This window comes from Billgrantia sp. NRB1, assembly GCF_056921725.1.
The window spans coordinates 3,149,462-3,176,115 of record NZ_CM167783.1; the positions used below are offsets into that span (position 1 = coordinate 3,149,462).

General features: G+C 69.3%; 25 protein-coding genes. 6 read left to right on the forward strand and 19 right to left on the reverse strand.

Features of this window, described 5'->3' with window-relative positions; translation table 11 throughout:
* Nucleotides 1-284 precede the first annotated feature (284 nt).
* Nucleotides 285-2,873: an ABC transporter permease gene (locus ACZIYR_RS14285; RefSeq protein WP_483527155.1), complete on the reverse strand. Its 2,589-nt coding sequence runs from the start codon at nucleotides 2,871-2,873 to the stop codon at nucleotides 285-287.
* Nucleotides 2,870-3,622 (reverse strand): ABC transporter ATP-binding protein, encoded by a 753-nt coding sequence (locus ACZIYR_RS14290; RefSeq protein ID WP_483527156.1) that lies wholly within the window; start codon nucleotides 3,620-3,622, stop codon nucleotides 2,870-2,872. Before ACZIYR_RS14290 ends, ACZIYR_RS14285 begins: the two co-directional genes overlap by 4 nt.
* Nucleotides 3,623-3,647: 25 nt before the next feature.
* Between ACZIYR_RS14290 and ACZIYR_RS14295 the strand changes: the two genes are divergently transcribed.
* Together ACZIYR_RS14295 and ACZIYR_RS14300 are read left to right on the forward strand one after the other, a co-directional pair.
* The gene (locus ACZIYR_RS14295; protein WP_473034420.1) at nucleotides 3,648-4,286 is read left to right on the forward strand and encodes an arylesterase; all 639 of its coding nucleotides are present in this window, start codon (nucleotides 3,648-3,650) and stop codon (nucleotides 4,284-4,286) included.
* Nucleotides 4,279-4,476, forward strand: coding sequence for a hypothetical protein (locus tag ACZIYR_RS14300; protein WP_473034421.1), 198 nt, complete (start codon nucleotides 4,279-4,281; stop codon nucleotides 4,474-4,476). Before ACZIYR_RS14295 ends, ACZIYR_RS14300 begins: the two co-directional genes overlap by 8 nt.
* Here ACZIYR_RS14300 and ACZIYR_RS14305 read toward each other — a convergent pair.
* From ACZIYR_RS14305 to ACZIYR_RS14315, 3 genes are all read right to left on the reverse strand, one after another.
* Nucleotides 4,464-5,357 carry a DMT family transporter gene (locus ACZIYR_RS14305; protein WP_473034422.1) on the reverse strand — a complete coding sequence of 298 codons (894 nt, stop codon included), beginning with the start codon at nucleotides 5,355-5,357 and terminating at the stop codon, nucleotides 4,464-4,466. The genes ACZIYR_RS14300 and ACZIYR_RS14305 overlap by 13 nt on opposite strands.
* Nucleotides 5,358-5,464: 107 nt before the next feature.
* Entirely contained in the window at nucleotides 5,465-5,767 is a 303-nt protein-coding gene (locus tag ACZIYR_RS14310) for a nucleotidyltransferase domain-containing protein (RefSeq protein WP_473034423.1), read from the reverse strand.
* Between the two features lie 50 nt (nucleotides 5,768-5,817).
* A complete protein-coding gene (locus tag ACZIYR_RS14315) occupies nucleotides 5,818-6,087 on the reverse strand; it encodes an Rdx family protein (protein ID WP_473034424.1) in 270 nt (89 codons plus the stop codon).
* Nucleotides 6,088-6,142: 55 nt separating this feature from the next.
* On the opposite strand from ACZIYR_RS14315, the gene ACZIYR_RS14320 reads away from it, so the two are divergent.
* The 4 genes from ACZIYR_RS14320 to ettA all read left to right on the forward strand — a co-directional run bounded on the left by ACZIYR_RS14320 (nucleotide 6,143) and on the right by ettA (nucleotide 10,410).
* On the forward strand, nucleotides 6,143-7,456 hold the full coding sequence (locus tag ACZIYR_RS14320; RefSeq protein ID WP_473034425.1) for an MFS transporter: 1,314 nt from the start codon (nucleotides 6,143-6,145) through the stop codon (nucleotides 7,454-7,456).
* Nucleotides 7,457-7,565: 109 nt separating this feature from the next.
* Nucleotides 7,566-8,000, forward strand: coding sequence for a PAS domain S-box protein (locus ACZIYR_RS14325; RefSeq protein WP_483527157.1), 435 nt, complete (start codon nucleotides 7,566-7,568; stop codon nucleotides 7,998-8,000).
* Nucleotides 8,001-8,388: 388 nt separating this feature from the next.
* The gene (locus ACZIYR_RS14330; protein WP_483527158.1) at nucleotides 8,389-8,592 is read left to right on the forward strand and encodes a PA3496 family putative envelope integrity protein; all 204 of its coding nucleotides are present in this window, start codon (nucleotides 8,389-8,391) and stop codon (nucleotides 8,590-8,592) included.
* A 156-nt stretch (nucleotides 8,593-8,748) separates the two neighbouring features.
* On the forward strand, nucleotides 8,749-10,410 hold the full coding sequence (gene ettA / locus ACZIYR_RS14335) for an energy-dependent translational throttle protein EttA (RefSeq protein ID WP_473034428.1): 1,662 nt from the start codon (nucleotides 8,749-8,751) through the stop codon (nucleotides 10,408-10,410).
* A gap of 194 nt (nucleotides 10,411-10,604) precedes the next feature.
* Here ettA and lpxL read toward each other — a convergent pair whose 3' ends face one another.
* From lpxL to ltrA, 14 genes are all read right to left on the reverse strand, one after another.
* On the reverse strand, nucleotides 10,605-11,519 hold the full coding sequence (gene lpxL, locus ACZIYR_RS14340) for an LpxL/LpxP family Kdo(2)-lipid IV(A) lauroyl/palmitoleoyl acyltransferase (protein ID WP_483527159.1): 915 nt from the start codon (nucleotides 11,517-11,519) through the stop codon (nucleotides 10,605-10,607).
* Between the two features lie 827 nt (nucleotides 11,520-12,346).
* On the reverse strand, nucleotides 12,347-13,459 hold the full coding sequence (alr, locus tag ACZIYR_RS14345; protein WP_483527160.1) for an alanine racemase: 1,113 nt from the start codon (nucleotides 13,457-13,459) through the stop codon (nucleotides 12,347-12,349).
* A 180-nt stretch (nucleotides 13,460-13,639) separates the two neighbouring features.
* Complete coding sequence (locus ACZIYR_RS14350) at nucleotides 13,640-15,085, reverse strand: TolC family outer membrane protein (protein WP_483527161.1); 1,446 nt, start codon at nucleotides 15,083-15,085, stop codon at nucleotides 13,640-13,642.
* 667 nt (nucleotides 15,086-15,752) lie between these two features.
* Nucleotides 15,753-16,748: an RNA polymerase sigma factor RpoS gene (gene rpoS, locus ACZIYR_RS14355; RefSeq protein WP_473035068.1), complete on the reverse strand. Its 996-nt coding sequence runs from the start codon at nucleotides 16,746-16,748 to the stop codon at nucleotides 15,753-15,755.
* A gap of 147 nt (nucleotides 16,749-16,895) precedes the next feature.
* Nucleotides 16,896-17,936, reverse strand: a complete 1,041-nt coding sequence (locus tag ACZIYR_RS14360) for a peptidoglycan DD-metalloendopeptidase family protein (RefSeq protein ID WP_483527162.1) — start codon at nucleotides 17,934-17,936, stop codon at nucleotides 16,896-16,898.
* On the reverse strand, nucleotides 17,929-18,927 hold the full coding sequence (locus ACZIYR_RS14365) for a DUF368 domain-containing protein (protein ID WP_483527163.1): 999 nt from the start codon (nucleotides 18,925-18,927) through the stop codon (nucleotides 17,929-17,931). Before ACZIYR_RS14365 ends, ACZIYR_RS14360 begins: the two co-directional genes overlap by 8 nt.
* A complete protein-coding gene (locus tag ACZIYR_RS14370; protein WP_473034431.1) occupies nucleotides 18,924-19,604 on the reverse strand; it encodes a protein-L-isoaspartate(D-aspartate) O-methyltransferase in 681 nt (226 codons plus the stop codon). The genes ACZIYR_RS14365 and ACZIYR_RS14370 overlap by 4 nt, the downstream gene beginning before the upstream one ends.
* Nucleotides 19,591-20,337, reverse strand: a complete 747-nt coding sequence (surE, locus tag ACZIYR_RS14375) for a 5'/3'-nucleotidase SurE (protein WP_473034432.1) — start codon at nucleotides 20,335-20,337, stop codon at nucleotides 19,591-19,593. The genes ACZIYR_RS14370 and surE overlap by 14 nt, the downstream gene beginning before the upstream one ends.
* A 10-nt stretch (nucleotides 20,338-20,347) precedes the next feature.
* Nucleotides 20,348-21,439, reverse strand: coding sequence for a tRNA pseudouridine(13) synthase TruD (gene truD, locus ACZIYR_RS14380; RefSeq protein WP_483527164.1), 1,092 nt, complete (start codon nucleotides 21,437-21,439; stop codon nucleotides 20,348-20,350).
* Nucleotides 21,432-21,932: a 2-C-methyl-D-erythritol 2,4-cyclodiphosphate synthase gene (ispF, locus tag ACZIYR_RS14385; RefSeq protein ID WP_473034435.1), complete on the reverse strand. Its 501-nt coding sequence runs from the start codon at nucleotides 21,930-21,932 to the stop codon at nucleotides 21,432-21,434. Before ispF ends, truD begins: the two co-directional genes overlap by 8 nt.
* 1 nt (nucleotide 21,933) lies before the next feature.
* Entirely contained in the window at nucleotides 21,934-22,683 is a 750-nt protein-coding gene (ispD, locus tag ACZIYR_RS14390; protein WP_483527165.1) for a 2-C-methyl-D-erythritol 4-phosphate cytidylyltransferase, read from the reverse strand.
* The gene (gene ftsB / locus ACZIYR_RS14395; RefSeq protein WP_483527166.1) at nucleotides 22,676-23,023 is read right to left on the reverse strand and encodes a cell division protein FtsB; all 348 of its coding nucleotides are present in this window, start codon (nucleotides 23,021-23,023) and stop codon (nucleotides 22,676-22,678) included. The genes ispD and ftsB overlap by 8 nt, the downstream gene beginning before the upstream one ends.
* Before the next feature lie 239 nt (nucleotides 23,024-23,262).
* Entirely contained in the window at nucleotides 23,263-24,408 is a 1,146-nt protein-coding gene (locus ACZIYR_RS14400) for a GNAT family N-acetyltransferase (protein WP_483527167.1), read from the reverse strand.
* A gap of 608 nt (nucleotides 24,409-25,016) precedes the next feature.
* Entirely contained in the window at nucleotides 25,017-26,348 is a 1,332-nt protein-coding gene (gene ltrA, locus ACZIYR_RS14405; protein WP_483527168.1) for a group II intron reverse transcriptase/maturase, read from the reverse strand.
* Between the last annotated feature and the right edge of the window lie 306 nt (nucleotides 26,349-26,654).

Below are 26,654 nucleotides of genomic sequence, written 5' to 3' on the forward strand. Positions count from 1 at the left end.
GGCGCTTCAGCGCGCGAAGCAGTGCGCAGCACTGCCCAGGGGGCGCCTGCCACACCGGGGCGCCTGCGGCGCCTTCGCCCGGCAGAGCCGGCCTCCCACAACAGTCAGCAGGCGGCACCGCGGGAGGGCGCTTCAGCTCCGGTTCGACGCTTCGACGAAGTAGCGCGAAGCGCTACCTAAGGGGCGCCTGCCACACCGGGGCGCCTGCGGCGCCTTCGCCCGGCGGAGCCGGCCTCCCACAACAGCCGGCCTCCCACAACACGGCCTTGCTCCACTCCCCCGAATCACGCCTCCCCCAGCAGCCCCAGGCTGGCGGTGGGGGCCTGGCGGCGCAGGCCGCGGGAGAGCAGGTGGCCGATGGTGCCGATGAGCAGCGCGCCGCCCAGCGGCAGGACGAGCCATAGCCAGGGGTGCGGGCGCGGCGCCAGGTCGAGCCAGGCGATATAGATGCCGGCGGTGGCGAGCTCGGCGAGCAGCGCCCCCATCAGCCCGCTGGCGAGGCCGAGGATGGCGAACTCCGCCCCCTGGACCCGCGAGATCAGCCGGTTGCCGGCGCCGAACACCCGCAGCAGGCCGCTCTCGTGGGCGCGCTGGGGGCGGCTGGCGGTGAGCGCCGCATAGAGCACGCTGACGCCGGCCAGCAGCACGAAGCCGAGCACCAGCTCCACCGCCCGGGTGACCTGGGTGAGCACCTCGCGCACCTGGCCGAGGATGGCGTCCACGTTGAGCAGCGAGACCCCGGGGAAGTCGCGCACCAGGCGGCGCAGGGTGTCGCTCTGGTCGGCCTCCAGATGGAAGGCGGTGATATAGCTGTGGCCGAAGCGCTCCAGCACCTCGGGCGGGAAGACCACGTAGAAGTTGGGCCGGAAGCTGTCCCAGTCCAGGTTGCGCAGGCTGGTGAGCTCGCCGACGATCTCCTGGCCGCCGATGGCGAAGGTGAGGGTGTCGCCAAGCGACAGGCCGAAGCGCGCCGCCAGGCCATCCTCCATGGAGATCGGCACCCGCTCGCCGTTGGCGAAGGCGCCGTCGTCCAGGGCATCGAACCACTCACCGGCCACCAGGCGATTGCCCTCGGGCAGCTCGGCCTGCCAGGTGAGGTTGAGCTCGCGGCGCAGGGCGTTGTCACCGCGGGACTCCACCGGCACCGCCTCCCGGGGCGGCTGGTCGTTGATGGCGCTGATGCGCCCGCGCACCATGGGATAGAGGGCGGTGCGGTCGTCGGCGGCGTCCTCCAGGGCGGCGATGAAGGGGTCGCGCTCGGCGGGCTGGATATTGATGGCGAAGTAGTTGGGGGTGTCCTCGGGCAGCTGGGCCTGCCAGGTGGTGAGCAGGTCGCCGCGCACCATGGCGATCATCGCCATGGCGAAGAAGGTCACCGCGAAGGCCAGCAGCTGGCCGAGGCTGGCGCTGCGCCGCCGCGCCAGCTGGCGCCCGCCCAGGCGCAGCGCCTGGTAGACCTCGCCGCGCCCGCCTTCGGCACGGGGCAGCCGGGCGGCGAGGCGCAGCACCCCGGCGAGCAGCAGCGCCCCCAGCCCCCACAGCACCACCAGCATCGCCAGGCCACCGACCAGCAGCGCCGCGGCCAGCCCGAGATCGCCGGAGTAGAGCCACAGCAGGCCGCCGAACACCAGACTGGCCACGGCCACCACCAGCCAGGCGGAGGCCGGCAACGGGTCGAGCTCGCGGCGCAGCACCTTGAGGGCGCTGACCCGCTTGAGCCGCAGCAGGGTGGGCCCGGCGAAGCCCACCAGCACCGCCAGGGCGGTGAGTACGCCCAGCGCCAGGGGCAGCATGCCCGGCGGCGGCAGGGTCAGCGGCAGAAAGGCGGTGAGCAGGCGCAGCAGCAGCGCCTGGCCGACCAGCCCCAGGACGGCGCCCAGCAGCGAGGCGGCCAGCGCCAGCCACAGCAGCTGCAGGGCGAACAGCCGCGTGAGCTCGCGCTGGGTGGCGCCGAAGCAGCGCAGCAGCGCCGCGGTGTCCAGGTGGCGGTCCACGTAGCGGCGGGTGGCCATGGCCACCGCCACCCCGGCCAGCAGCACCGCCGCCAGCCCGGCCAGGCTCAGGTACTTCTCGGCGCGCTCCAGGGCGTTGCCCAGTTGAGGCCGGTCGCGGCGCACGTCGCGCACCTCCACGCCGTCCCGGGCCAGCTCGCGCAGCCGCGGGGCCAGGGCGTCCAGGGCGGCGGGCTCGCCGGCGCCGAGCAGCGTATGGCTGACCCGGGAGCCGTCCTGGACCAGGTTGCTCGCCTCCAGGTCGTCGGCGTGCATCATCAGCCGCGGGTTGAAGTTGCCGAAGCCGCCCTGCTGGTCGGGCTCGCGCTCGATCAGGCCGGCCACGGTGAGCGCCACCTCCCCCACCTGCACCCGGTCGCCGAGCTCGGCCTCCAGCAGCAGCGCCAGGCGCGGGGCCAGCCAGGCCTCGCCGGGGGCGGGGCCATGGGGGACGCTCTCCTCGCCCTGCCCCAGGTCCACCAGCACCTCGCCGTAGAGCGGGTAGCGTCCGTCCACCGCCTTGAGGCTGGCGGGGTGGAAGGCGTCGTCGAAGCTGACCATGGTGACCATGCCGGTCTGGTCGCTGAGCTCGAGGCCCGCTTGCGCCAGGGTGCGGCGCAGCTCGGCCTCGAAGGGGCGGCTCTGCTCCAGCACCAGGTCGCCGCCCAGCAGCTGACCGGCCTGGCGGGTCAGGCCGCGGTCCAGGCGGTCGAGGAAGAAGCCGATCATGGTGGAGGCGGCCACCGCCAGGGCCAGCGCCAGGAATAGCGCCCGCACGTCGCTGGCGCGCAGGTCGCGCAAGAGGCCCCGGGCCGAGAGGCGCAGGGTGCGCCCCGCCGCGCCCCGGGCCTCGGGGGTGGGATGGGCGGCGGCCTGGCTCATGCGCTCACCTCGTCCAGACGCATCTCGCTCAGACGCCCGTTCTCGAGCGACAGGCAGCGGTCGCAGCGCCGGGCCAGGGCGTGGTCGTGGGTCACCAGCACCAGGGTGGTACCGGCCTCGCGATTGAGCGCGAACAGCAGGTCGATGATGCGCGCCCCGGTGGCCTGGTCCAGGTTGCCGGTGGGCTCGTCGGCGAACACCAGCTCGGCGCCGGTGACGAAGGCGCGGGCCAGGGCCACCCGCTGCTGCTCGCCGCCGGAGAGCTGCTTGGGCAGGTGGTCGAGGCGCTCGGCCAGGCCCACCCGGGTCAGCCAGTCGCGGGCCCGGGTGGCGGTGTCCGGCAGCGGCGAGAGTTCCAGCGGCAGCAGCACGTTCTCCAGGGCGGTGAGGGTCGGCAGCAGCTGGAAGTTCTGGAACACGAAGCCCACCCGACCGGCGCGCAGCTGGGCCCGGCCGTCCTCGTCCAGATCGCCCAGCGACTGGCCGAACAGCGCCAGGGTGCCGCCGCTGGGCTGGTCGAGGCCGGCCAGCAGCCCCAGCAGGGTCGACTTGCCGGCGCCGCTCTGGCCGAGGATCGCCACGCTCTCGCCGGGGAACACCGTCATGTCCAGACCACTCAGAATGGTGAGCTGCCGTTCGCCGCTGGTGACCTGCTTGACCAGCCGCTCGGCGTGTAGAATCGGCCTGATCTCCCCCGCTGCCGGGGCATCGGGCGTCGAAACAGCATCACGAGTCGAGGAGTGGGACATGGTGAAGGGCTTCCCCAGAGGTTGGATGGTGACATATCGCCGGCTTGGCCTGGCCATCATGGCCGGTGCCGCGCTGTGGCTGGCCGCGCTGGTAGCCGTGGCGGACGATCGCCCGCGGCTGCTGGTGATGGGCGACAGCCTGAGCGCCGCCTACGGCATCGAGCAGCAGCAGGGCTGGGTCAGTTTGCTGGAAGCGCGACTCGACGGAAAGGCCAGCGTCGTCAACGCCAGCATCAGCGGCGAGACCTCGAGCGGCGGTGCCAGCCGGCTTCCCGAGCTAATCGGACAGCACGAGCCGGACATTGTTCTGCTCGAGCTGGGCGGCAACGACGGCCTGCGCGGCCTGCCGCCGGGCCAGTTCCGGGCCAACATGACCCGCATGATCGAGGCGAGCCTCGAAGCCGAGGCCGAGGTGCTGCTGCTGGGCATCGATATTCCGCCCAACTACGGCCAGGCCTACCGCGACGCCTTCACCGGGGTCTTCTTCGAGCTCGCCGAGGCCTACGAGGTGGCGCTGGTGCCCTTCCTGCTCGACGGCGTGGCCCTGGAGGAGGGGCTGATGCAGTCCGACGGCATCCACCCCACCGCCGAGGCCCAGCCGATCATCCTCGATAACGTCTGGCCTAAACTGAAACCCATGATAGAGGAGATGAACCATGGGTAATCCAGATTGGGACAAGCAGGAACGTAAGGAACAGGCTGAAGCCTTGCTGGAACTGCTACAGCTAGGCGAAGAGAGCCGAGCAGCCGGCAAGAGCATGACCCCTGATGAGTTCATGGCCAAACTGCGGTCTCGGCAAGAGTGGCAGCGGGATCAACAGAGACTGTCCAGCGAACACGATCATTCAACCTGAGCCGCCGGCGCCGGGCTCTTCTGGCGCTGCTGCAGGCCCAGCCCGCCGAGGATCAGTACCAGCCCCACCAGGGTGGAGGGCAGGATCGGCTCGCCGACGATAAAGAAGAGCAGCAGCAGCGACACCGGCGGCGAGAGGAAGATCAGATTGGAGACCTTGGCGGTGCGCGACACCCGGTGCACGGCGAGCTGCCACAGCACGAAGGCGATGCCCATCTCGAACAGCCCCACGTAGATGCCGGCGGTGAGCCCCGCCCAGCCGGGCCACGGAAAGCCCGGGCCGGCCAGCAGCAGCAGCGTGAGCACCGGTACCCCGACGCTGAAGTTCTGCCACTGGGCCACCAGCGGCGGGCGGTGATCGCGGGCGTTGAGCAGCCAGTAGAGCGCCCAGATCAGCGTCGAGGCCAGGGCCAGCCCCACCCCCAGGGGGTCGGCGAAGGCGACATCCAGGACGGCACCGCGGGTGGCGATCACCCAGACGCCCGAGTAGGCGATCAGCCCGGCCAGGACATCGATGCGGGTGAGGCGCTGCCCGAGGATCGGCACGGCCAGCAGCGCCATGGCCAGCGCCCAGGTGTAGTTGAGGGCCATGGCCTCCTGCCCCGGCAGGCGGTCGTAGGCGCCGAACAGCAGCAGGTAGTAGGCCACCGGGTTCATCAGCCCGGCCCAGGCGGCGGTGCGCCAGCCCTGCCTAAGCGCCTGGCCGGCGAGCCCCTGGCGCACCACCAGCGCGCCGATCAGCGCCCAGGAGACCAGCGAGGCGAGCCACATCAGCGCCAGCGGCGACATGTAGCCCAGCGCCACCTTGAAGGCGGTGGCCACCGTAGACCAGAGCGCCACCGCGCCCAGTCCGAAGAGCATCGCCTGACGATCCTGTGTCATGCTTTCCCCTGTCTAACGTGCGATATGGCGACGCTGGAAATCCAGGTGCTGCGCCATTCGCGCTGCCACTTCCAGCTGATCGAGAAGAATCTTTTCCGGTGTGGAGGTCACAGGCGCACTCCCTGTTGCAAGGCGTCGCGATGAATGGGCCGCAGCGGCTGGTCATCGCTGCGGATCAGCAGGTCGATACGTCGCGCTCCCAACCGCTCCCAGAGGCGGCGCTGCAGCGCCACCTTGGCATCCAGCCAGGAGGGCATGGGCGAGGCATGGACCTCGATATAGAGGTCGATATCGCCGCCGCGCCGGCTGTCGTCGACCCGCGAGCCAAACAGGTAGACCCGGGCATCGGGGCCCAGCACCTCGGCCACGACTTCCTTGATCGCCTCGATCTGCTGGTCTGACAGTCTCATGGCGCTCTCCCGCTGATACTTGGCTTGATCATGGTATATCTCCCTCCCCGCTAACGATCGACATGCCCCAGGTCGCGTTCGGGGTCGAGGCGGTCGCGAACCTTGCGCTTGAGCACCTTGCTGTCGGGGAAGCCGCCGTCGCGCTTGCGCTCCCAGATCGATTCGTCGTCGTAGAAGATCTCGAAATAGCCGCCGTGGGAGGGCACCAGGGCAACCTCATCGAGCGACTCGCCGAAGGTGGAGAGCAGCTCCTGGGCCAGCCAGGCGCTGCGCAGCAGCCACTGGCACTGGGTGCAGTAGTGGATACGAATCCGTGACATAGGCCCTTTCCGTCGCAACAATGGTTCCTTTGATGATACCAGCCAAGGACCCCGCATGGCCGAACCCGATATCAGCCAGTCCCGCCTCTATGAATGGCTGACCGGCGACGACGACAGCCGCATGTGCAAGGACATCCCCGACGAGGCCTGCGACGAGCAGCCGCGCAACTTCTTTCTGCACCTGTTCGCCTCGCTGGGCAACAAGCTGGCCGACGAGCTGTCCAGCGCCCGGCTGGTGCTGCCCTGGCTGCTGGGGGTGATCGGCGCCCCGCTGTGGATGGTCGGCCTGCTGGTGCCGATCCGCGAGGCCGGCGCGCTGCTGCCGCAGCTGTTCGTGGCCGGTTTCATCCGCCTCAAGCCGCAGCGCAAGTGGGCCTGGGTGGTGGGTGGCCTGCTGCAGGCGCTGGCGGCGGCGGCTCTGGCGCTGCTGGCCCTCATGGGCAGCGGCGGTGTCGGCGGCGGTCTGGTGCTGGCGGCGCTGGTGCTGCTCTCCCTGGCCCGCGGGATCTCCTCGATCGCCACCAAGGACGTACTGGGCAAGACCATCGCCAAGCGGCGCCGCGGCAACCTAATGGGCTGGAGCGGCAGCGTGGCGGGGGCGGTAACGCTGGCCGCCGGGGCGGTGCTGATGCTCTTCGACGACCGCCCCGGGGAGCTGGCCCTGGCGGTGCTGCTCGGCGTGGCGGCCCTTGGCTGGGCACTCAACGCCCTGTGCGCGGCGCGTATTGCCGAGGCGCCCGGCGCCGTGGAAGGCGGCGAGAACGCCTGGGAGAGCGTCAAGCTGGGGCTGCGCCTGCTGCGCGACGACCGCACCTTCCTGCATTTCAACCTGTCGCGGGCGCTGCTGCTGGCCAGCGCCCTGGCGCTGCCCTATGTGGCGCTGCTGGGCCAGCAGCAGAGCGGCGCCGAGCTGGGCGGGCTGGGCATCCTGATCGTGGTCTCGGGGGTGGCGGGCATGCTGGCGAGCCCCATCTGGGGCAAGCGCGCCGATGCCTCCAGCCGCCGCGTGATGCGCGACGCCGGCCTGGGGGCGGCGGCCTGCTGCCTGCTGGGCGCCGCCTTCGCCTGGCTGCCGGGGACCTGGAGCGCCACCGTGTGGCCCTACGCGCTGGTCTATGCGCTGCTGGTGGTGGTGCATGCCGGGGTGCGACTGGGGCGCAAGACCTATGTGGTTGACATGGCCGGCAGCGACAAGCGCGCACTCTACGTGGCCCTCTCCAACTCCCTGACCGGGGTGCTGATGCTGGTGGTGGGGGGCGCGGTGGGCGCCCTGGCCCAGTGGCTGGGGGCCGCCGCCCTGCTGGTGGTGCTGGCGGTCATGGCGCTGGCCGCCGCCGCCAGCGCCCAGCAGCTGCCGGAAGTGGAGTAGTCGCGGCGCGTTGTGATTGTCAACGCGCCGCCGGCTGGCCATGATATAGCATGGAAACGAACCGCTGCGGCACGCCCGTATGCCAGGAACCGCGACAGGAACACCTAGTATGAAACGATCCCCACTGATCAGCCCGGAACTGCTCGAGCGCATCATCGACGCCTCGGAAGACGGCATCGTGGTCGCCGAGCAGGAGGGCGACGAGAACATCCTGATCTACGTGAATCAGGGGTTCGAGCGCCTGACAGGCTACAGTGCCGACGAGATCCTCTATCGGGACTGCCGCTTCCTGCAGAACGAGGATCGCGACCAGCCGGCCCTCGACAACATCCGCAAGGCCCTCGCCGAAGGCCGCCCCTGCCGCGAGGTGCTGCGCAACTACCGCAAGGACGGCACGCTGTTCTGGAACGAGCTGTCGATCACCCCGATGTACGATGAAAACGACAAGCTGACCTACTATATCGGCGTGCAGAAGGACGTCACCGAGCGGGTCGAGGCGCAGCAGGAGCTGGAGCGGCTGAAGGCCGAGCACGGCCTGAGCTAAGCGCCGAGTACCGCCCCACCCGACAAAAGTGGTTCATCGCAGACTGGCGTGAAGTGGCGTTGTGGGAGGTGGGAGGGAGCTTCAGCTCGCGAAGTAGCGCGCAGCGCTACCCAAGGGGCGCCTTCGTCGAAGCGTCGAACCGCCGGCAGAGTCGAGACGTCGAACCGCGGCCTCCCACCGAAAAACCTGCCAAACATTTTCACGCGAAAGTGCGAAGCCCCAAAAAAGTCGCCCCGGGGTATTGCAGTTCGCGGCCTCCCGCTTTATATAGCCGTCAGGTGCCGCCGCGCGGCGCCATGGCGCTTCCGGTCCGTCGCTTCGGACACGAGGCGAAACTGTGATGCCGCGACCGCCAGAGCGGTCGGCCATGGCCATGGGAGGACATCGCATGAGCCGCAAACCCCTTCTGGATGACTCGCTCGACGACGATCAGGACGTCTTCGAGGCCGTCAACGACGAAGACTACACCCGCCCCCGCCCCTCCAGCCGTGCCGAGACCCTGCGCGCCCGTCGCCGCGTCGAAGCGCTGCTGGAAGAGCGTCGCCTGAGGCGCGCCATCGAGGACGACTGGGCCCTGGACGAGGAAGAGTAAGGGGCGAGGGGCGAGGGGCGAGGGGCGAGGGGCGAGCAATGCTGTTTTCCTCGAACCTCGAACCTCGAGCCTCGCCTCCTGACCCCAGGGCCTAGCCTTTCCCCTGCCTGGGCTCTATCATCGTGGCCACTGAAATCCTCAACCCAGTGGAATTCCATGGCGCAATACGTCTACACCATGAATCGGGTGGGCAAGGTCGTGCCCCCCAAGAAGCAGATCCTCAAGGATATCTCGCTCTCCTTCTTCCCCGGCGCCAAGATCGGCGTGCTGGGCCTCAACGGCGCGGGCAAGTCGACCCTGCTGCGCATCATGGCCGGCGTCGATACCGAGTTCGAGGGCGAGGCGCGCCCGATGCCGGGGCTCAACGTCGGCTACCTGCCCCAGGAGCCCGAGCTCGAGGACGACAAGAACGTCCGCGAGACGGTGGAAGAGGCGCTGGGCGAGATCAAGGCCGCCCAGGAGAAGCTCGACGCCGTCTATGCCGCCTACGCCGAGCCGGACGCCGACTTCGACGCCCTGGCCAGCGAGCAGGCGCGGCTCGAGAACATCATCGAGGCCGCCGACGCCCACAACCTGGAGCGCAAGCTGGAAGTCGCCGCCGAGGCGCTGCGGCTGCCGCCCTGGGAGGCCCGGGTCGGCCATCTCTCCGGCGGCGAGCGCCGCCGCGTGGCGCTGTGCCGGCTGCTGCTCTCCAGCCCCGACATGCTGCTGCTCGACGAGCCCACCAACCACCTGGACGCCGAGTCGGTGGCCTGGCTGGAGCGCTTCCTGCACGACTATTCCGGCACCGTGGTGGCGATCACCCACGACCGCTACTTCCTCGACAACGTGGCCGGCTGGATCCTCGAGCTCGACCGCGGCCAGGGCATCCCCTTCGAGGGCAACTACTCCGCCTGGCTGGAATCCAAGGAGAAGCGCCTGGAGCAGGAGGCCAAGCAGGAGGCCTCGCGCCAGAAGGCGATCAAGCACGAGCTGGAGTGGGTGCGCTCCAACGCCAAGGGCCGCCAGGCCAAGAGCAAGGCGCGCCTGAACCGCTTCGAGGAGATGCAGTCCGGCGACTTCCAGAAGCGCAACGAGACCAACGAGATCTACATTCCGCCTGGCCCGCGCCTGGGCGACAAGGTGATCGAGTTCAACGGCGTCTCCAAGCGCTTCGACGACAAGCTGCTCTACGAGGATCTCAGCTTCAGCGTGCCCAAGGGCGCCATCGTCGGCATCGTCGGCGGCAACGGCGCGGGCAAGTCGACGCTGTTCAAGCTGATCAACGGCCAGGAGCAGCCGGATGGCGGCGAGGTGGTGATCGGCGAGACCGTCGACATCGCCTATGTGGAGCAGCTGCGTGACGCCCTGGACGACAAGCAGACGGTGTGGGAAGCGGTATCCGACGGCCAGGACATGCTCAACATCAACGGCTACGAGGTCTCCTCGCGGGCCTATGTCGGGCGCTTCAACTTCAAGGGCAACGACCAGCAGAAGTTCCTCAAGGACCTCTCCGGCGGGGAACGCGGCCGCCTGCAGCTGGCCCAGACCCTGAAGCAGGGTGCCAACGTGCTGCTGCTCGACGAGCCCTCCAACGACCTGGACATCGAGACCCTGCGGGCACTGGAAGAGGCGCTGCTGGCCTTCCCCGGCTGCGCCCTGGTGATCTCCCACGACCGCTGGTTCCTCGACCGCATCGCCACCCATATCCTGGCGTTTGAAGGCGACTCCCACGTGGAGTTCTTCGAGGGCAACTACACCGACTACGAGGCGGACCACAAGAAGCGGGTGGGCAACGATACCCCGCACCGCATGAAGTACAAGCGCATCGACGCCTAGGGCGCTGCGCGCCAGCTGCCAGCTGTAAGCTTTAAGCTGTAAGAGAACACCCCACAACCGAGAAGGTTAGTGGGGTTTTCTTATGGCTTACGGCTTACGGCTTACGGCTTACGGCTTACGGCTTACGGCTTACGGCTTATGGCTTACGGCTTAACGCTTACAGCTCCCGGCCCGGTTTCTCCTGAAGCGCCGCTTCAGTAGAAACCGGGATCGCCCTCGGGCCGGGTCTTGAAGCGGCGATGCAGCCACATGTACTGCTCGGGGTGCTTGCGGATGGCCGTTTCGACATAGGCGTTGACCCGGGCGGCGTCGGCCACCTCGTCGCCGCTGGGGAAGTCCTCGAAGGGCGGATGGCACTCGATGGTATAGGTGCGGTTGTCCGGGTTGCGGTGAAACATCAGCGGCACCACCGGCGCCCCGGTCATGCGGGCAATCTTGGCGGTGAGGCGGATCGAAGCGGTCGGGATGCCGAAGAAGGGGGCGAAGACGCTGACCTCGCGGCCGTAGTCCTGATCCGGCGCGTACCAGACGATATGCCCCTCCTTGATGCGGCGCACCACGCCGCGCAGGTCGTGGCGGTCGATGGCCTGGCCGAAGATATGCGAGCGCGCCCGGGTCATGAAGCGGTCGAACAGCGGGTTGTTGTGGGGGCGGTAGACCACGTCGGAGGGGAAGTAGAGCGAGTGCAGCGCTCCGCCCAGGTCCAGGGTGGAGAAGTGGATGCCCACCACCAGCACCCCCTTGCCCCGGGCATGAGCCTCGGCGAGATGGTGCTGGCCCTTGTAGGTGACCCGATGGCGCAGGTGCTCGGGGTCGCGGCACCAGCCGGTGGCGGTCTCCAGAATGCCGATACCGTTGGCGATAAAGGCCTCGCGCACCAGGCGACGGCGCTGTGTCTCATCCAGTTCCGGAAAGCAGAGCCGCAGGTTGGTATCGGTGATATGCCGCCGCCGCCGGGCGACGCACCAGGCGAACAGCCCGATGCCGCGCCCCACGGCCAGCTTGAGCCGCCACGGCAGCCAGGCGCCGACCCGCATGCAGCCGATGCCGAGCCAGGCGGGCCAGTAGCGGGGATGGGCGAAGGAGGCGGGCCAGTTGCGCTTGGGCATGCGAGTTCCCTTCGGTCAAAAGGCGCATCATACCGCGATGCCCGGCCTTGCTGAAGGCAGGGGGCCGCGGCGGCCTCCGCCGGGGCGCCTGGCGGCGCCAGTCGCGACGCAAAGCGGCGCTCCTACAGACGAAACTTTCTAATGTAGGAGCAGCTTTAGCTAGCGACTGGAGGCGAAGCCTCCCGACGGTGTTGCCTGCGCTGGCGTCCAATGCCAACGCCGGCACCTCCGCCAGGGCGCCTGGCGGCGCCAGTCGCGACGCAGAGAGGCGCTCCTACAACCGGAACTTTCTAATGTAGGAGCAGCTTTAGCTAGCGACTGGAGGCGAAGCCTCCCGACGGTGTTGCCTGCGCTGGCGACCAATGCCAACGCCGGCACCTCCGCCAGGGCGCCTGGCGGCGCCAGTCGCGACGCAAAGCGGCGCTCCTACAGCCGGAACTTTCTAATGTAGGAGAAGCTTCAGCTCGCGACTGGAGGCGAAGCCTCCCGGCGGTGTTGCCTGCGCTGGCGATCAATGCCAACGCCGGTGCCTCCGCCAGGGCGCCTGGCGGCGCCAGTCGTGACGCAGAGAGGCGCTCCTAAAGCCGAAACTTTCTAATGTAGGAGAAGCTTTAGCTAGCGGCTGGAGGCGAAGCCTCCCGGCGGTGTTGCCTGCGCTGGCGATCAATGCCGACGCCGGTGCCTCCGCCGGGGCGCCTGGCGGCGCCAGTCGCGACGCAGAGCGGCGCTCCTACAGCCGAAACTTTCTAATGTAGGAGCAGCTTCAGCTCGCGACTGGAGGCGTCAGCCTCCCGGCGGCGTTGGCGAGGCTGGCGATAACTACCCCGTTAAGGAGAGTAGCGCCGGGGCACGCGGGGCAGGATTCCGGTGAGCAGCGTATAGCTGATGGTGTCGCAGTGGCGGGCGACCTCATCCACGCTGAGCACCTCGCCGCTGGCCGCCCGCCCCCACAGCACCACTTCGCTGCCGATCTCGGCCTCGGGGATCTCGGTGAGGTCCACGGTGAGCATGTCCATGGAGACCTTGCCGGCGATGGCGGTGCGTCGCCCGGCCACCAGCACCGGGGTGCCGTCCACGGCGTGGCGGTCGTAGCCATCGCCGTAGCCTGCCGCCACCACGCCGATGCGTGAGCGGCGGGGAGCGCGCCAACGCCCCGCGTAGCCCACCGGCTCGCCCGCCTCCAGCTCGCGCACGGCGATGATCTCCGAGCGCAGCGTCATCACCGGCTGCAGCCGGCGGCTGGCCTCGCTGGCCACTTCCAGGGGGTCGCTGCCGTAGAGCATCACCCCGGGACGCACCCAGGCGCCGTGGGCGTCGGGCCAGGCCAGGGTGGCCGGGGAGTTGGCCAGGCACAACGGCGCCCCCAGCCGTTCGCCGAGGGCCTGCATGCGCGCCAGCTGGCGGCGAAAGTAGTCCGCCTCCACGGCGTCGGCGGTGGCGAAGTGGCTCATCAGCTGAAGGTCGGTGGCGCAGTCGGGGGCGGCGGCCAGACGCTGCCAGACACCGACCGCCACCTCGGGGGAGAAGCCCAGCCGGTGCATGCCGGAGTCGACCTTGAGCCACACCGGGATCGGCCGCGCCGGGCGGTAGGCCAGCAGGGCCTCGACCTGCCAGTCGCTGTGCACCGCCATCCACAGCCCCAGCGCCTCGACCCGGGCCAGCTCGGCGGCCTCGAAGATGCCCTCCAGCAGCACGATGGGCGTGCGCACGCCCCCTTCGCGCAGGGTTTCGGCCTCCTCCAGGCAGGCCACGGCGAAGGCCGGGGGGCACGCTTCGGGGGGCTGGGCCTCCAGGGCCCGGGCGCAGGCCAACGCGCCGTGGCCGTAGCCGTCAGCCTTGATCACCGCCACGGCGCGGCTGTGCGGCGCCAGGCCACGCGCCAGGCGGTAGTTGTGACGCAGGGCGTCAAGGTCGATATCGGCAACCAGCGGCCGGGCCATGGCGTCCTCCTGAAGGCATGGGGTCGGGGTCGAGACACGGCGGTGCAGCACGGCTTCACGCCAATGTGTAAAGAGCCGAAATTATCGACAAGACAGAAGCCAATATCACGAAGAAAACCACCGTATATTCGATGGTTTTCAGCGTGAATTATTGAATATGCGCTGCCATGCAGGCGTTTATCAGGATGGCGCCCTGGGGCGTTCGCCGATGTTCATCACCGGGTCGTCGTTGCCCACGTCGGGCAGCTCCAGGGAGACGGCCCCTTCGGGGGTCAGCCAGTCGTTGACCGCACGAACCGCCTCGGGCCCCAGCAGGCCGGCCTGCTGCTGCAGCTGCAGCAGCCCGAGCACGTAGTCGTAGCGCGCCTCGGCGTGATCGGCAATGGCATTGAAGAGATTGCGCTCGGCGTTGAGCACGTCGACGATATTGCGCGTCCCCACCTCGTAGCCGGAGCGGGTCGCCTCCAGGGCGCTCTGGTTGGAGACGATCGCCTGGCGGCGCGCCTCGACCGTTTCCACGTCGTTGCTGACCCGGGTGAACAGCGAGCGCACCTGCTGGATGGTGTCGCGACGCTGGGCCTCGAAATCGTACTGACTGACCTCCAGGGCGAAGCCGCTCTGGCGAATCTGCGCCTGGGTCGAGCCGCCGGTATAGAGCGGCAGGCTGGCGCGTAGCCCGACCTGGCTTTCGGAACGCTCGGAGGGGCCGCTGCGATCGCTTTCGGACCAGTTGTAGCTGGCGAAGGCGGAGAGCACCGGCTGCTGGCCGGCGCGGGAGATGTCCAGCTGGCTGCGCGCCACCTCGATGCCGGCCTCGGCCATCTGCAGCATGGGGCTGTTGTCCAGCGCGAGCGTTACCCAGTCGTCGCGATCGACCGGGGTCGGCGCCTCGATGGGAATCTCCTCGGCCAGGGCGTCGATGCTCTCGTAGCGCTGGCCGGTGAGCCGCTCCAGGGCCTCGAAGCTGACCTGCATGGCGCTTTCCGCGGCGATGCGCTGGGCGCGGGCCAGGTCAAAGGAGGCCTGGGCCTCGTGCACGTCGGTGATGGCGATCAGCCCCACCTCGAAGCGCTCCCGGGCCTGCTCCAGCTGGCGCTCGATGGCCGTCTCCTGGGAGCGGCGCGCGGCGAGGATGTCGTGGGCGCGCAGGATCTCGAAGTAGGCCTCGGCCACCTCGAACAGCAGCGCCTGCTCGGCCACGTTCAGCGACAGGGTCTCGCGCTCGATCTCGCGCTCGGCCTGCGCCAGCTGGGCGCGCCGGGTGGGGTCGTAGAGCGCCTGCTCGGCCTCCAGGCTAAGGCCGATGCTGGTGACGTTGTCGTCGCTGTCGACCGTCGCGCCGGGCTGACCGCTCGGTACGGCCGTGGCCTGGTTGCTGTAGAGGCGCGAGTGGGCGAGATTGCCGCCGGCCGAGACCTGGGGCAGCAGCGAGCCGCGCTGGACGTCGCGGGCCGCCTCGGTGGCCTGGAAGCCGGCGCGGGCGGCGGCCAGATCGGCATCGTTGTCCAGGGCGTCGCGGGTGATGGTCCAGAGGTCGGTGGCCTGGACGCTGCCGGCCATCGCCAGGGTGGCGAGCCCAACCAGCCAGCGCCGGCGGTGAGAGGGGTGAGAGCTGAAGCGTGGCATGTTCGACAATTCCCTGTAGCGGCAAGCGGATGCCTGAGTGGCCTCAGGCGGATGCCTGACGCCTGATGGCCCCCTAATTTTTGGTTCATCGCACGTTAGCGCGCTACTTCGCGAGCTAAAGCTCCCTCCCACAGCGGCAAAAGCGCGCTCAGCTGTGGGAGGCCGGTTCACCGGGCGAAGGCGCCGCAGGCGCCCCGGTATCTTCCGGTAGCGCTGCGCGCTACTTCGCGAGCTAAAGCTCCCTCCCACAGCGGCAAAAGCGCGCTCAGTTGTGGGAGGCCGGTTCACCGGGCGAAGGCGCCGCAGGCGCCCCGGTATCTTCCGGCAGCGCTGCGCGCTGCTTCGCGAGCTAAAGCTCCCTCCCACAGCGGCAAAAGCGCGCTCAGCTGTGGGAGGCCGGTTCACCGGGCGAAGGCGCCGCAGGCGCCCCGGTATCTTCCGGTAGCGCTGCGCGCTACTTCGCGAGCTAAAGCTCCCTACCACAGCGGCAAAAGCGCGCTCAGTTGTGGGAGGCCGGTTTACCGGGCGAAGGCGCCGCAGGCGCCCCGGTATCTTCCGGCAGCGCTGCGCGCTGCTTCGCGAGCTGAAGTCGAGACGTCGAACCGTCCCTCCCACAGGCCCATTCACGCCAGTATGCGAAGAGTCATTTTTAGGCCCAGCCCAGGCGCTACTCGAAGATGGCGTCCAGCGAGAGCCCCTGCTTCTCCAGCACGCGGCGCAGCTTCTTGAGCGCCTCGACCTGGATCTGGCGTACCCGCTCGCGGGTCAGGCCGATCTCGTCGCCGACCTCTTCGAGGGTGGCAGCCTCATGGCCACGCAGGCCGAAGCGGCGCACCACCACTTCCATCTGTTTCTCGGTGAGCTCGGCGAGCCAGTCGTCGACGTGCTGCTTGACGTCGACGTCGACCAGCGACGACTCGGGGCCCTGCTCGTTGTCGTCGGCCAGGGTCTCGATCAGCGGCTTGTCGCTCTCGCCGCCCACCGGGTAGTCCACCGAGGAGACCCGCTCGTTGAGCCCCATCATCTTCTTGACGGTTTCCACCGGCTTGTCGAGGTAGTCGGCGATCTCCTCGGCGGAGGCCTCGTGATCGAGCTTCTGGGTCAGCTCGCGGGCCGCCCGCAGGTAGATGTTGAGCTCCTTGACCACGTGGATGGGCAGACGAATGGTGCGCGTCTGGTTCATCAGCGCCCGTTCGATGGTCTGACGAATCCACCAGGTGGCGTAGGTGGAGAAGCGGAAGCCGCGCTCGGGGTCGAACTTCTCCACCGCGCGAATCAGCCCCAGGTTGCCCTCCTCGATCAGATCGAGCAGGGTCAGCCCGCGGTTGAGATAGCGCCGGGCGATCTTGACCACCAGGCGAAGGTTGGACTCGATCATCCGCGCGCGACCGGCGGGGTCGCCCTGCTGCGCCAGGCGGCCGTAATGAACCTCCTCTTCGGGCGTCAGCAGCGGCGAGAAGCCGATCTCGTTGAGATAGATCTGGGTGGCGTCCAGGCTATGGTGGTAGTGGCGATCCTCGCGGCTCAGTGCCTTCTCGAAGGCGTCCTCGTCGCGAACCGCGCTCTCCTCGTCTTCGTCCTCAACCGCCGCATCACGATCGAGGCCATCGTCGGTCTCGGTGGCATCGTCGAGACTCACGTCCTGAAGGTTCCGTTCAAGCATACTCATCGGTGGCTACCCCATGGTTGCGTCCTGGATACCGGCATGGCCTCGACATCAGTGGCAACGCCGGCTGTTGTTATTGTGTCGATCTCGTCCGCCGCCGAGACTACCCGGAGGGCCGAAGCCGCGGCGAACGCTCCGGCAGCCCTATCGTTCCGGAAGATAGTTCAGGGGATCCTGAGGCTGGCCATCCCGGCGCACCTCGAAGTGCAGCCTGACGTCTTCAGCGTCGCTGTCGCCCATGGTGGCGATGACCTCGCCGGCCTCGACCACGTCGTTCTCGGTGACCCTGAGGCTGTCGTTATGGGCGTAGGCGCTCAGGTACTGGTCGTTGTGCTTGAGCAGGATCAGGTTGCCGTAGCCCCTCACCCCGCTGCCGGCATAGACCACGATCCCCGGCCCGGCTGCCCTGACAGGTTGCCCCTTTTGCCCGGCGATATCAATGCCGGCGGTGATGCTTCCGCCCTCGCCGAAACGCCCAACGATGTCGCCGTCCGCCGGCCACTGCCACTCGACCTCGGCCACCGGCGTGTAGCTGCGGTCGCTGCGATCCGGCTGCCGCTCCGGGGCCCCGGCCACCTCGGTGCCCACCTCCGGCTGGGGTTCGGCTGCCGGCTCGGGTTCCGGCTCGGGTTCCGGCTCGGGCTCGGGCTGCGGTTCAGGCTGGGGCTCGGGGTCGGGCTCCGGCTGGGGGGATGCGGCGGCCAGCTGTTCGGCGCCCTCCACGGCCACCTGGCTGGGCCCCGAGTCGTCCGGGGTCAGCGGCTCGGCGGTAAGGCGCCGGCTGCGCTCGATGGCGGCATCGTCGGGCTGCAGCCAGTCGGTGTCGGCCGAGTCGGCCGGTGCCTCGCCCAGCGGCGTGGCGGTGGCTACCTGCCGGTCGCGGCCGCTCGCCTCCGCCGGGCGGGATGAGGGCGCGCCGGCCTCCCGGCTCAGGCGCAGCTGCTGGCCCGGGTGGATGCGGTAGGGCGGGCTGATCTGGTTGAGCTGGGCCAGATCGCGGTAGTCCATGTCGTGGCGCCAGGCGATGCCGTAGAGGGTGTCGCCGGCCTCGACGGTGTAGTGGCTGTCGGGCGCGCGTTCGCGGCTGGCGGAGAGGTCCCGGACCTGCGGCGCGGAACGCTCCTCCTGGGCCGCACAGCCGGCCATCGCCAGCGCGATGGCGGAAACCAGAAACACCTTACGCATGGGGACCATCCTCCTTGTCGGGTGTCATTCGAGAGCCGGGCGAGGGGGACGGCGCCGCCGCAGCGGTCGGCCTGCTCCCCTGGTAGTGGCTCAGGGTCAGGACCAACGCGGCCCCGACCAGCATGGCGGTCAGCACCGGCAGCAGCAGACCGGACTGGTCGGTCAGAACCGCATAGTCTGACGGCAGCAGGTAGCGGTAGTCGAGAGGGATCATCTGGCCCTCCGGCCCCAGCTGATAGCGCACCAGTTCGCGCCATGGCCAGAGTACCGGCAGCGAGCCGAGAATGAAGCCGAGCAGCAGCTGCAGGGTGGCGGTATGGAAGCGGCGCAGCAGCCAGGAGAGCAGCCGCGAAAAGCCGGCCAGACCGATCGCGCAGCCCACCGCGAAGATCGCCAGCAGCTCCAGGTTGAACTCGCGAATGGCGTTCATCACGGGGCCGTAGAGCCCCATGGTCAGCAGCAGGAAGCTGCCGGAAACCCCCGGCAGCAGCATGGCGCTGATGGCGATGGCGCCGCCCACGACAAGCATCAGCGAGGGGCTGCCCATCAGGGTGATCAGCGGCATCAGCGAGGGCAGCCAGTGGGCCAGCAGCAGCCCCCCCACCAGCGGCAGCACGTGCCACAGTTTCCAGTCGTCGAGGTGGCGGCTAACCACCAGGGCCGAGGCTGCCACCAAGCCGAAGAAGAAGCCGTTGAGCAGCAGCGGATGGTCGTCCATCAGCCACACCACCAGGTGGGCCACGCTGATCAGGCTGGCGAGGATGCCGACCAGCAGCGGGATCAGGAAGGTCAGGTTGAGGTGGGCGGCAAGCTGCGCCAGGCCGCCGCGACGCCAGGCGGTGAAAGCGCTGGGACCAAACTGCTTGATGGTGTGGATGAGCTCCTCGTAGATGCCGGTGACGAAGGCGATGGTGCCGCCGGACACACCGGGCACCGCATCGGCGGCGCCCATGCCCGCGCCCTTGAGGAACACGCTAAAATGTGGCTTCAACGAATGACTCCTTGCAGCAGCGGCACGAAGCGAACCTTCTCCAGCCGCTGGACTTCATGTTGGTCGCCCTGGCGACGCACCCGGGTCAGCCACTGCTCCCCGTCGGCGTCCGCCAGCGGCAGAATCATCACCCCGCCCTCGGCGAGCTGACACAAAAGCGCCTCGGGCAGCTCGCCAGCGCAGGCGGTGAGCAGAATGACCTCGAACGGCGCCGCCTCCGGCCAGCCGTGACCGCCGTCGGCCAGGCGCAGCTGCGCCTGGGACGCTCCCAGCAGGCGCAGCCGCGACGCGGCCCGATGGTGCAGGGCATTGATTCGCTCCAGGGAGTAGAGTTCCGGCACCAGCCGCGCCAGGATCAACGTCTGGTAGCCCGAACCGGTGCCGATCTCCAGCACCCGCCGGGGGGATTCGCGCAGCACCAGCTCGGTCATGCGCGCCACCATCCACGGCTGGGAGAGGGTCTGGCCGTGGCCGATGGGCAGCGAGGTGTCCTCGTAGGCGCGGTGCGCGAGCGCCTCGTCGAGAAACAGGTGGCGCGGCTCGGCGGCCATGACGCTGAGCACCCGGGCATCCTCGATGCCCTGGCGGGCCAGCCGAGCCGCCATGCGGTCGCGCGTGCGCTGCGATGTCATGCCGACCCCGCGCAACAGGTCGGGCAAGGTATCAGGTGAGTGCATCCAGCCAGCCCTTTACATCCTCGATGGCGCCGCGCCGGGTCAGGTCGGTCTGCAGCGGCGTGATCGATACATAGCCCGCCTCTACGGCGGCGAAGTCGGTATCCGGCCCATCATCGGCGTTGAGACCCACCGCCGCAATCCAGTAGCGGCGCCGGCCGCGCGGGTCACGCACCTCCATGGGGCGCTCGGCGGGCCCGCGGTAGCCCAGCCGGGTGACGCGAAAGCCCTGGATCTCGTCCCAGGGAAGATCCGGCACGTTGACGTTGAGCAGGCTGCGCGGCGGCAGCGAGAGCTGATCGGCCGCGCCCACCAGGCTCGCCGCCACGCGCCCGGCGGTGTCGAAGTGGCGCGTCCCGGTCAGCGACATGGCGATCGCCGGCATGCCCAGGTTGCGCCCCTCCATGGCCGCCGCCACGGTACCGGAGTAGAGCACGTCGTCGCCCAGGTTGCCGCCGTGGTTGATTCCCGAGATCACCAGGTCGGGCTTCTCGTCCCAGACGCCGTTGACGCCCAGGTAGACGCAGTCGGCCGGCGTGCCGTCGACGCAGTAGAAGCCGCTGTCCAGCGCGGTCAGCGAGAGCGGCCGGGAGAGCGTCAGCGAGTTGCTGGCGCCGCTGCGGTCGCGATCCGGCGCCACCACGCGCAGCCTGGCATGGGGGGTCAAGGCATCGAACAGGGCGCGCAGGCCCGGCGCATGCACGCCGTCATCGTTGGATAGCAGCAGTCGGCGCATGGAGGTCTCCTCACGAGGCCGGCGACGCCGGCTCGAAGTTCAGGGTCGGGTGATCGATCAGCTCGCGCAGCACCGCCGTGGCGAAGCCGCCGCGGGGCAGATGGAAATCGAGCCGCAGGCCCTCGGCCTCGCGGCTGAGCCGGGGCTCGGCCAGGCGCAGGCGCAGGGCGCGGCGGGCCAGGCGCACGCCGGCACGCTCCAGCCCCTCGCACAGCGCCGGATGGCGCGCACGCAGGGCCTGCTCGTGGCTCGCCGCCGCCCCGTCGGCCAGGGAGTCGCCGCTGCCCCACAGGACGCCACTGGGATGCAGGTCGAGCCGCTCGGCGCGCTCGACCAGCGCCGCGTCGACGTCTTCGACGACGAACTGGCTGGCGGTGCCGTCGAGGATGGCCACCTCGCCGGGCACCAGGGCGTTCCAGCTGCCGTCGTCCAGCCGCCTGGCCAGCAGCTCGTTGAACAGGTAGCTGCGGGCGGCGGAGAGCAGCATGCCCTGGCGGTCGTCGCGCTTGCGCCAGCCCCGCGCCAGCACGGCACGGGCGCGGGCCAGGTTGCGCCCCTGGGGGCCGAAGCGCTGGGGCCCGAAGGCGTTGGGCACGCCGTGGGCGCACAGCCAGGCCCAGCGCGCCTCCAGCCGGGGGTCGTCCAGGGCCGCGCCGCGAATCACCAGCGAGAAGCGATTGGCGCGATGCACGCCGCGCTTGAGCTTGCGCGGGTGGCGGGCGCTTTCCAGCAGGGTCACGCCGCCCTCGGCCAGCGCCTCGGCCAGGCCGGCGGGCGCTTCGCGCCCCGGCAGCTGCACCGAGAGCCACTGGCGGGTCACGGCGATGCGATCCTTCATGCCGGAGTAGCCCACCGCCCGGGGCGAGACCTCGCACAGCCGGGCCAACAGGTGCACCGCCTCCAGGGTGGTGAGCTCGCGCTTCTCGATCCACAGCCAGAGGTGCTCGCCCTGCCCTTCCGGGGCGAAGTCGAGGCACTCCTCGACCACGAAGTCCTCGGCACAGGCGCGGTACTCGCCCGGCCAGGGTGCGCCGAAGGCGGCGTCCAGCGCGCGAGGCCAGGCCGGTGGCCAGGCGATGTCGTCCCTCGCCGCCTCAGTCACCGTCGGGCCCCTCGGCGGCGCCAGCGGTCAGCAGCACCACCGCCTCGGCGGCGATGCCCTCGCCGCGGCCGGTGAAGCCCAGCCGCTCGCTGGTGGTGGCCTTGACGTTGACCGCGCCGGGCGCAACGTCGAGCTCCTCGGCGATGGTGGCCGCCATGGCGTCGATATGGGGGGCCAGCTTGGGCGCCTGGGCGATCACCGTGGCGTCCAGGTTGCCGACCCGGTAGCCGGCCTCCCTGACCAGGGCCATCACCTGGCGCAGCAGGACGCGGCTATCGGCGCCGGCCCAGGCCGGGTCGGTGTCGGGGAAGTGGCGGCCGATATCGCCCAGCGCACAGGCGCCGAGCAGGGCGTCGCAGACTGCATGCAGCAGTACGTCGCCGTCGGAGTGGGCGACGAAGCCGCGCGCGAAGGGAATGGCGACGCCGCCGATCATCAGGTGGTCGCCGTCGCCGAAGCGGTGCACGTCGAAACCGTGGCCGATTCGCAGCATGTCAGGGCCTCTGCCGGCCGGGCCGCGTTGCGCCGCGGCCCGGGTGGGTGGTGGGGTCGGCGCACTGGGCAACCAGGATCTGCTCGGCCAGCGCCAGGTCTTCAGGATGGGTGATCTTGAGGTTGTCGCGGCGCCCGGCTACCAGCCGCGGCGCCACTCCCAGCGATTCCACCGCCGAGGCCTCGTCGGTCACCGAGACCCCGGCCTCGGCCGCCGCCGCCAGGGCACGGCGCAGCAGCCCGAAGCGAAACCCCTGGGGGGTCAGGGCGTGCCACAGCCCGGCCCGGGGCTCGGTGGCCGCGACCCGCCCGGCGCCGTCGTCGCGCTTCATGGTATCGGCCACCGGTGCGGCCAGCAGGCCGCCCGCGGGGTCGCCGCGAAGCGCCTCGCAGAGCCGCTCGAGATCGGCAGGGGTAACGCAGGGGCGGGCCACGTCGTGGACCAGCACCAGGTCGTCCTGGGCCGCCTCGCCGGCGATAGCGGCCAGGGCATTGGCCACCGAGTCGACCCGCTCGGCCCCGCCGGCCACCCGCCGCCAGTCGGCGAAGGGCACCCAGGCGGGGTCGAAGTGGGCATCGTCCGGATCCAGGCAGAGGCAGAGCCGCGCCTCGGGCAGGGCCGCATGCAGCCGTGCCAGGGTGTGGGCCATCACCGGACGGCCGGCCAGGGGCAGGTACTGCTTGGGCCGTGCCGCGCCCATACGCCGCCCCTGGCCCGCGGCGGGGACCACCAGCCACAGCGACTCACTCATGGCCGCCCCCCTCCGCGGCGGGCGACGCGGCGGTGCGCTCCCCCGCAAACCCGCTGGCCTCGAGCACCGCGCCGGGCACCCAGTAGAAATGCTCGTCGGTGCGCACCATGCCGATATCGCTGCGCGCCCGCTCCTCGATGGCGTCGAGCCCGGTCTTGAGGTCCACCACCTCGGCGGCCAGCCGGGCATTGCGGTCGCGCAGGGGCTTGTTCGCCTCGTCCAGTGCCGCCACCCGCTCACGAATCTGACGCAGCTCCTGAACGCCGCCGTCGCCGAACCACAGCCGGTACTGCAGCAGGGCCAGCAGCAACAGCAGGGCGATGGCGAGCCACTTGAGCATCGGGTCCTTCCTCGCAGTTTGAAACGGCCGACATTATGCCACCTTCCTTTGGCTCACGTCTTGAACCCGGAGGCCTAGGCGATCACGCATAAGAATCACTCTCCACACTTGCGGCTTATTGTCGTGGGAGGCCGGTTTACCGGGCGAAGCAGTGCGGCGCACTGCCAGAGTAGGGCGCCTGTCGGCGCCTTCGTCGAAGTGTCGAACCGACGGCAGAGCCGCCCTCCCACTCTGCCAGTTCATGCCTTGAACGGCAGGGCGCGCTCGGCGGCGCGACAGTAGGCCCGCACATGACGGCGCTCCTCTGCGCAGAAGCGCGCCACCGCCGCGTTCAGCCCCGGGTCGGCGATATGGTGCAGCGAGGTGAGCAGCCGCGGCGCAAAGCCGCGGGCGAGCTTGTGCTCGCCCTGGGTGCCGGGGTCGAAGCGGGTCAGCCCCCGCGCCAGGCAATGCTCGATGCCCTGGTAGTAGCAGGCCTCGAAGTGCAGGCTGTCGGCGATCACCTCGCTGCCCCAGTAGCGCCCGTAGAGGGTATGCGCCCCCTGCAGACAGAGGGCGGCGGCCACCGGCCGGCCTTCGAGACGCGCCTGGACCAGCACCAGGCGCTCCGGCATCGCGGCGTGCAGGCGGCGGAAGAAATCGAGATTGAGATAGCCGTGGCGACCGCGTTCCAGGTAGGTGATCTCGTAGCAGCGAAAGAAGTGCGCGATGGCCGCGGCGTCGATCGCCTCGCCTTCCAGGCGGTGCAGGCTGAGGCCCTGCTCGGCGACGAGGCGCCGCTCGCGGCGGATCGCCTTGCGCCGCTTCGAGGTCATGGCGGAAAGAAAGCCGTCGAAGTCGCCGTAGCCGGCATCGCGCCACTGGAACTGCACCCCATGGCGAGCCAGCAGCGCGGGGCGGGCCGCCTGCCAGGCGGCGACCTCTTCCTCCTCGGCGAACAGCAGGTGCCAGCTGGAGAGCTCGCCGCCGATCCCGTCGCCCTCCCAGGCCGCGGCCAGCGCCTCGCGGGCCTCGAAGGGATCGACGTCCTCGGCCAGCGCCAGGCGCGGCCCCGGCACCGGCGTAAAGGGAATCGCCGAGAGGCCCTTGGGGTAGTAGCGCCCGCCGGCCCGCTCCCAGGCGTCGGCCCAGGCCCAGTCGAAGACATACTCCCCGTAGGAGTGGTGCTTGTGGTAGTGGGGCAGTATCCCGACCAGCGCCTCGCCGCGCCACAGCGTCAGGTGGCGCGGCACCCAGCCGGTAGCCGGGCCCACCGCCCCGCTGGCCTCCAGGGCGTGGAGGAACTCGTGGCGCAGAAAGGGATGGTCGTCGCCCACCAGGGCGTTCCAGGCCGCAGCCGGTACCGCCTCGATGGCGGGCAACTCCTTGAGTACCAGTTCGGGCATGGGGTCTCCTGGCATGGTGACTCATGGCACGCCGGCTCATCTGTGTGAGAGGCCGGTTCACCGGGCGAAGGCGCCGCAGGCGCCCCGGCATCCTCTGGCAGCGCTGCGCGCTGCTTCGCGAGCTGAAGCTCCCTCCCACAGCGGCAATAGCGCACTCAGCTGTGGGAGGCCGGTTCACCGGGCGAAGGCGCCGAAGGCGCCCCGGTATCCTCCGGCAGCGCTGCGCGCTGCTTCGCGCGCTGAAGCTCCCTCCCACAGCGGCAAAAGCGCGCTCAGCTGTGGGAGGCCGGTTCACCGGGCGAAGGCGCCGCAGGCGCCCCGGTATCCTCCGGCAGCGCTGCGCGCTGCTTCGCGCGCTAAAGCTCCCTCCCACAGCGGCCAAAGCGCGCTCATCTGTGGGAGGCCGGTTCACCGGGCGAAGGCGCCGCAGGCGCCCCGGCATCCTCTGGCAGCGCTGCGCGCTGCTTCGCGAGCTGAAGTCGAGACGTCGAACCGTCCCTCCCACAAGGCCCATTCACGGATAGGGGTCGGGAAGGGCTGTGCCCTCCCCGCCCTCCGAACCGTGCGTGCGGTTCTCCCGCACACGGCTCTCCAGTCGATGGTTTTCCTCATCGGGATTGGCTCGCGTACCGCCAGGCTCCGGCTAGGGTGAAGAGCCCTGCGGTCGCGAAGAACGTATTCGACCAGCGCCATGTGTCCGACCGGGTGTTACCACGCCCCGGGCGCTTCTCCTGCTTGCGCAGCATGGCCCGAAGACGTCGACGAATGAAGCCATCCAGAGGCCGGAACGTCGTCCGATAGGCATGCTGGAAGTAGCCGAACCAGCCTCTCAGCATGGGGTTCAGCGAGGCAATGACGTGCCGCAAGCTCTTGCCTTCCGTCCGCCGCGTCTTGCTTCTCACCTTGTCCTTGAACGCCTTGAGGCTCTTCTTACGCACCCAGCGCCTGCCCGCCTCGAAGCGGTAGCCTAGGAAGTCGAAACCCTGTCCCTTCTGCCGGCAATCGCCGACGTGGGTCTTGTCAGGGTGCAGGGTCAGGCCATTCGCCGCCACCCATTCCTGTACGTGGGCCAGGGCTTGTCGGGCCTCCTGCTCACTGTGGCAGAGAATGACGAAGTCATCGGCATACCGCACCATACGGTAGCCGTGCTGTGTCACTTCCTGGTCCAGCGGATGCAGGTAGACGTTCGCCAACAAGGGGCTGATGATCGCTCCTTGTGGCGTCCCTGACGTGGGGGTCCATCGGCTCATGTCGCTGACAATATCCTGGCTCAACCAGCTTCGTAGCAAGGCCAGCAGTCGACCGTCGCTGATCCGTCCCTCGACGCGGGCCATCAGGCGGTCGTGCGGGATGCTATCGAAATAGCCTTGCAGATCCGCATCCACCACCCAGGTCATGCCCGCCTTGAGCGCCTCATCAACGTCTCGTAAGGCATCCTTGCAGCCTCTGCCCGGCCGGAAGCCGTAGCTCATCGGCAGGAACTCATGCTCGAAGATCGGTTCGATCACGCGCTTGACCGCTGCCTGGACAATACGGTCCTTGACGGTCGGAATGCCCAGCGGGCGCATCTTGCCGTTGCCCTTGGGGATCTCGACGCGTCGCACCGCTTGCGGGCGGTAACGCCCCGCTGCCAGGTCGGCCTGGAGCTCCTCAAGATAGCGTTCGGCCTGCGACGCAAAGCGGGACACGCTTTGCCGATCGACACCCGCCGCTCCCTGGTTGCGGTAGACCTGCAGCCAGGCACTGACCAGGGTCGACGAGCGGTATACCTTGTCGATCAGACTGAACCACTTACGTCCTTTGACGCCGTTATCCAGCGCCGCCAACATGCGGTCCGTCCAGATCGAGCGGTCAATCCCTGCCATCGTGGCGGGTGTTGACGCATCTTGTTTAGCCCCATCGTGGGGCACTGTCGATGCTGTGCTGTCGCGTTCGCTCATCTCTGGTCGTCTCTCGCATCCATCTTCCTGCCTCCCTTCCCTCGACGCAGGTTCTGTTCTCTGCGCCTCCTGTGCGGCGCCTTGGCGGTAGGCAGAGTCCGCGCTCCAGCATCTCTCGATCCCGGCTTTCGCCGGGATGAGCCGTGGCCAGGGCGTGATCCGCACGCCGGTACTATGAAGGCTCTGACTCCTGGCCGCCGTCACCTCGGCCGCCAGGTCTCCCCGATTATCTCGTACACCCTTCCTGACGTTCCGCCTCCAACCACCTGGCAGGTCCCGTCGTCGCTTTGTCCGCCATGCCAGCGC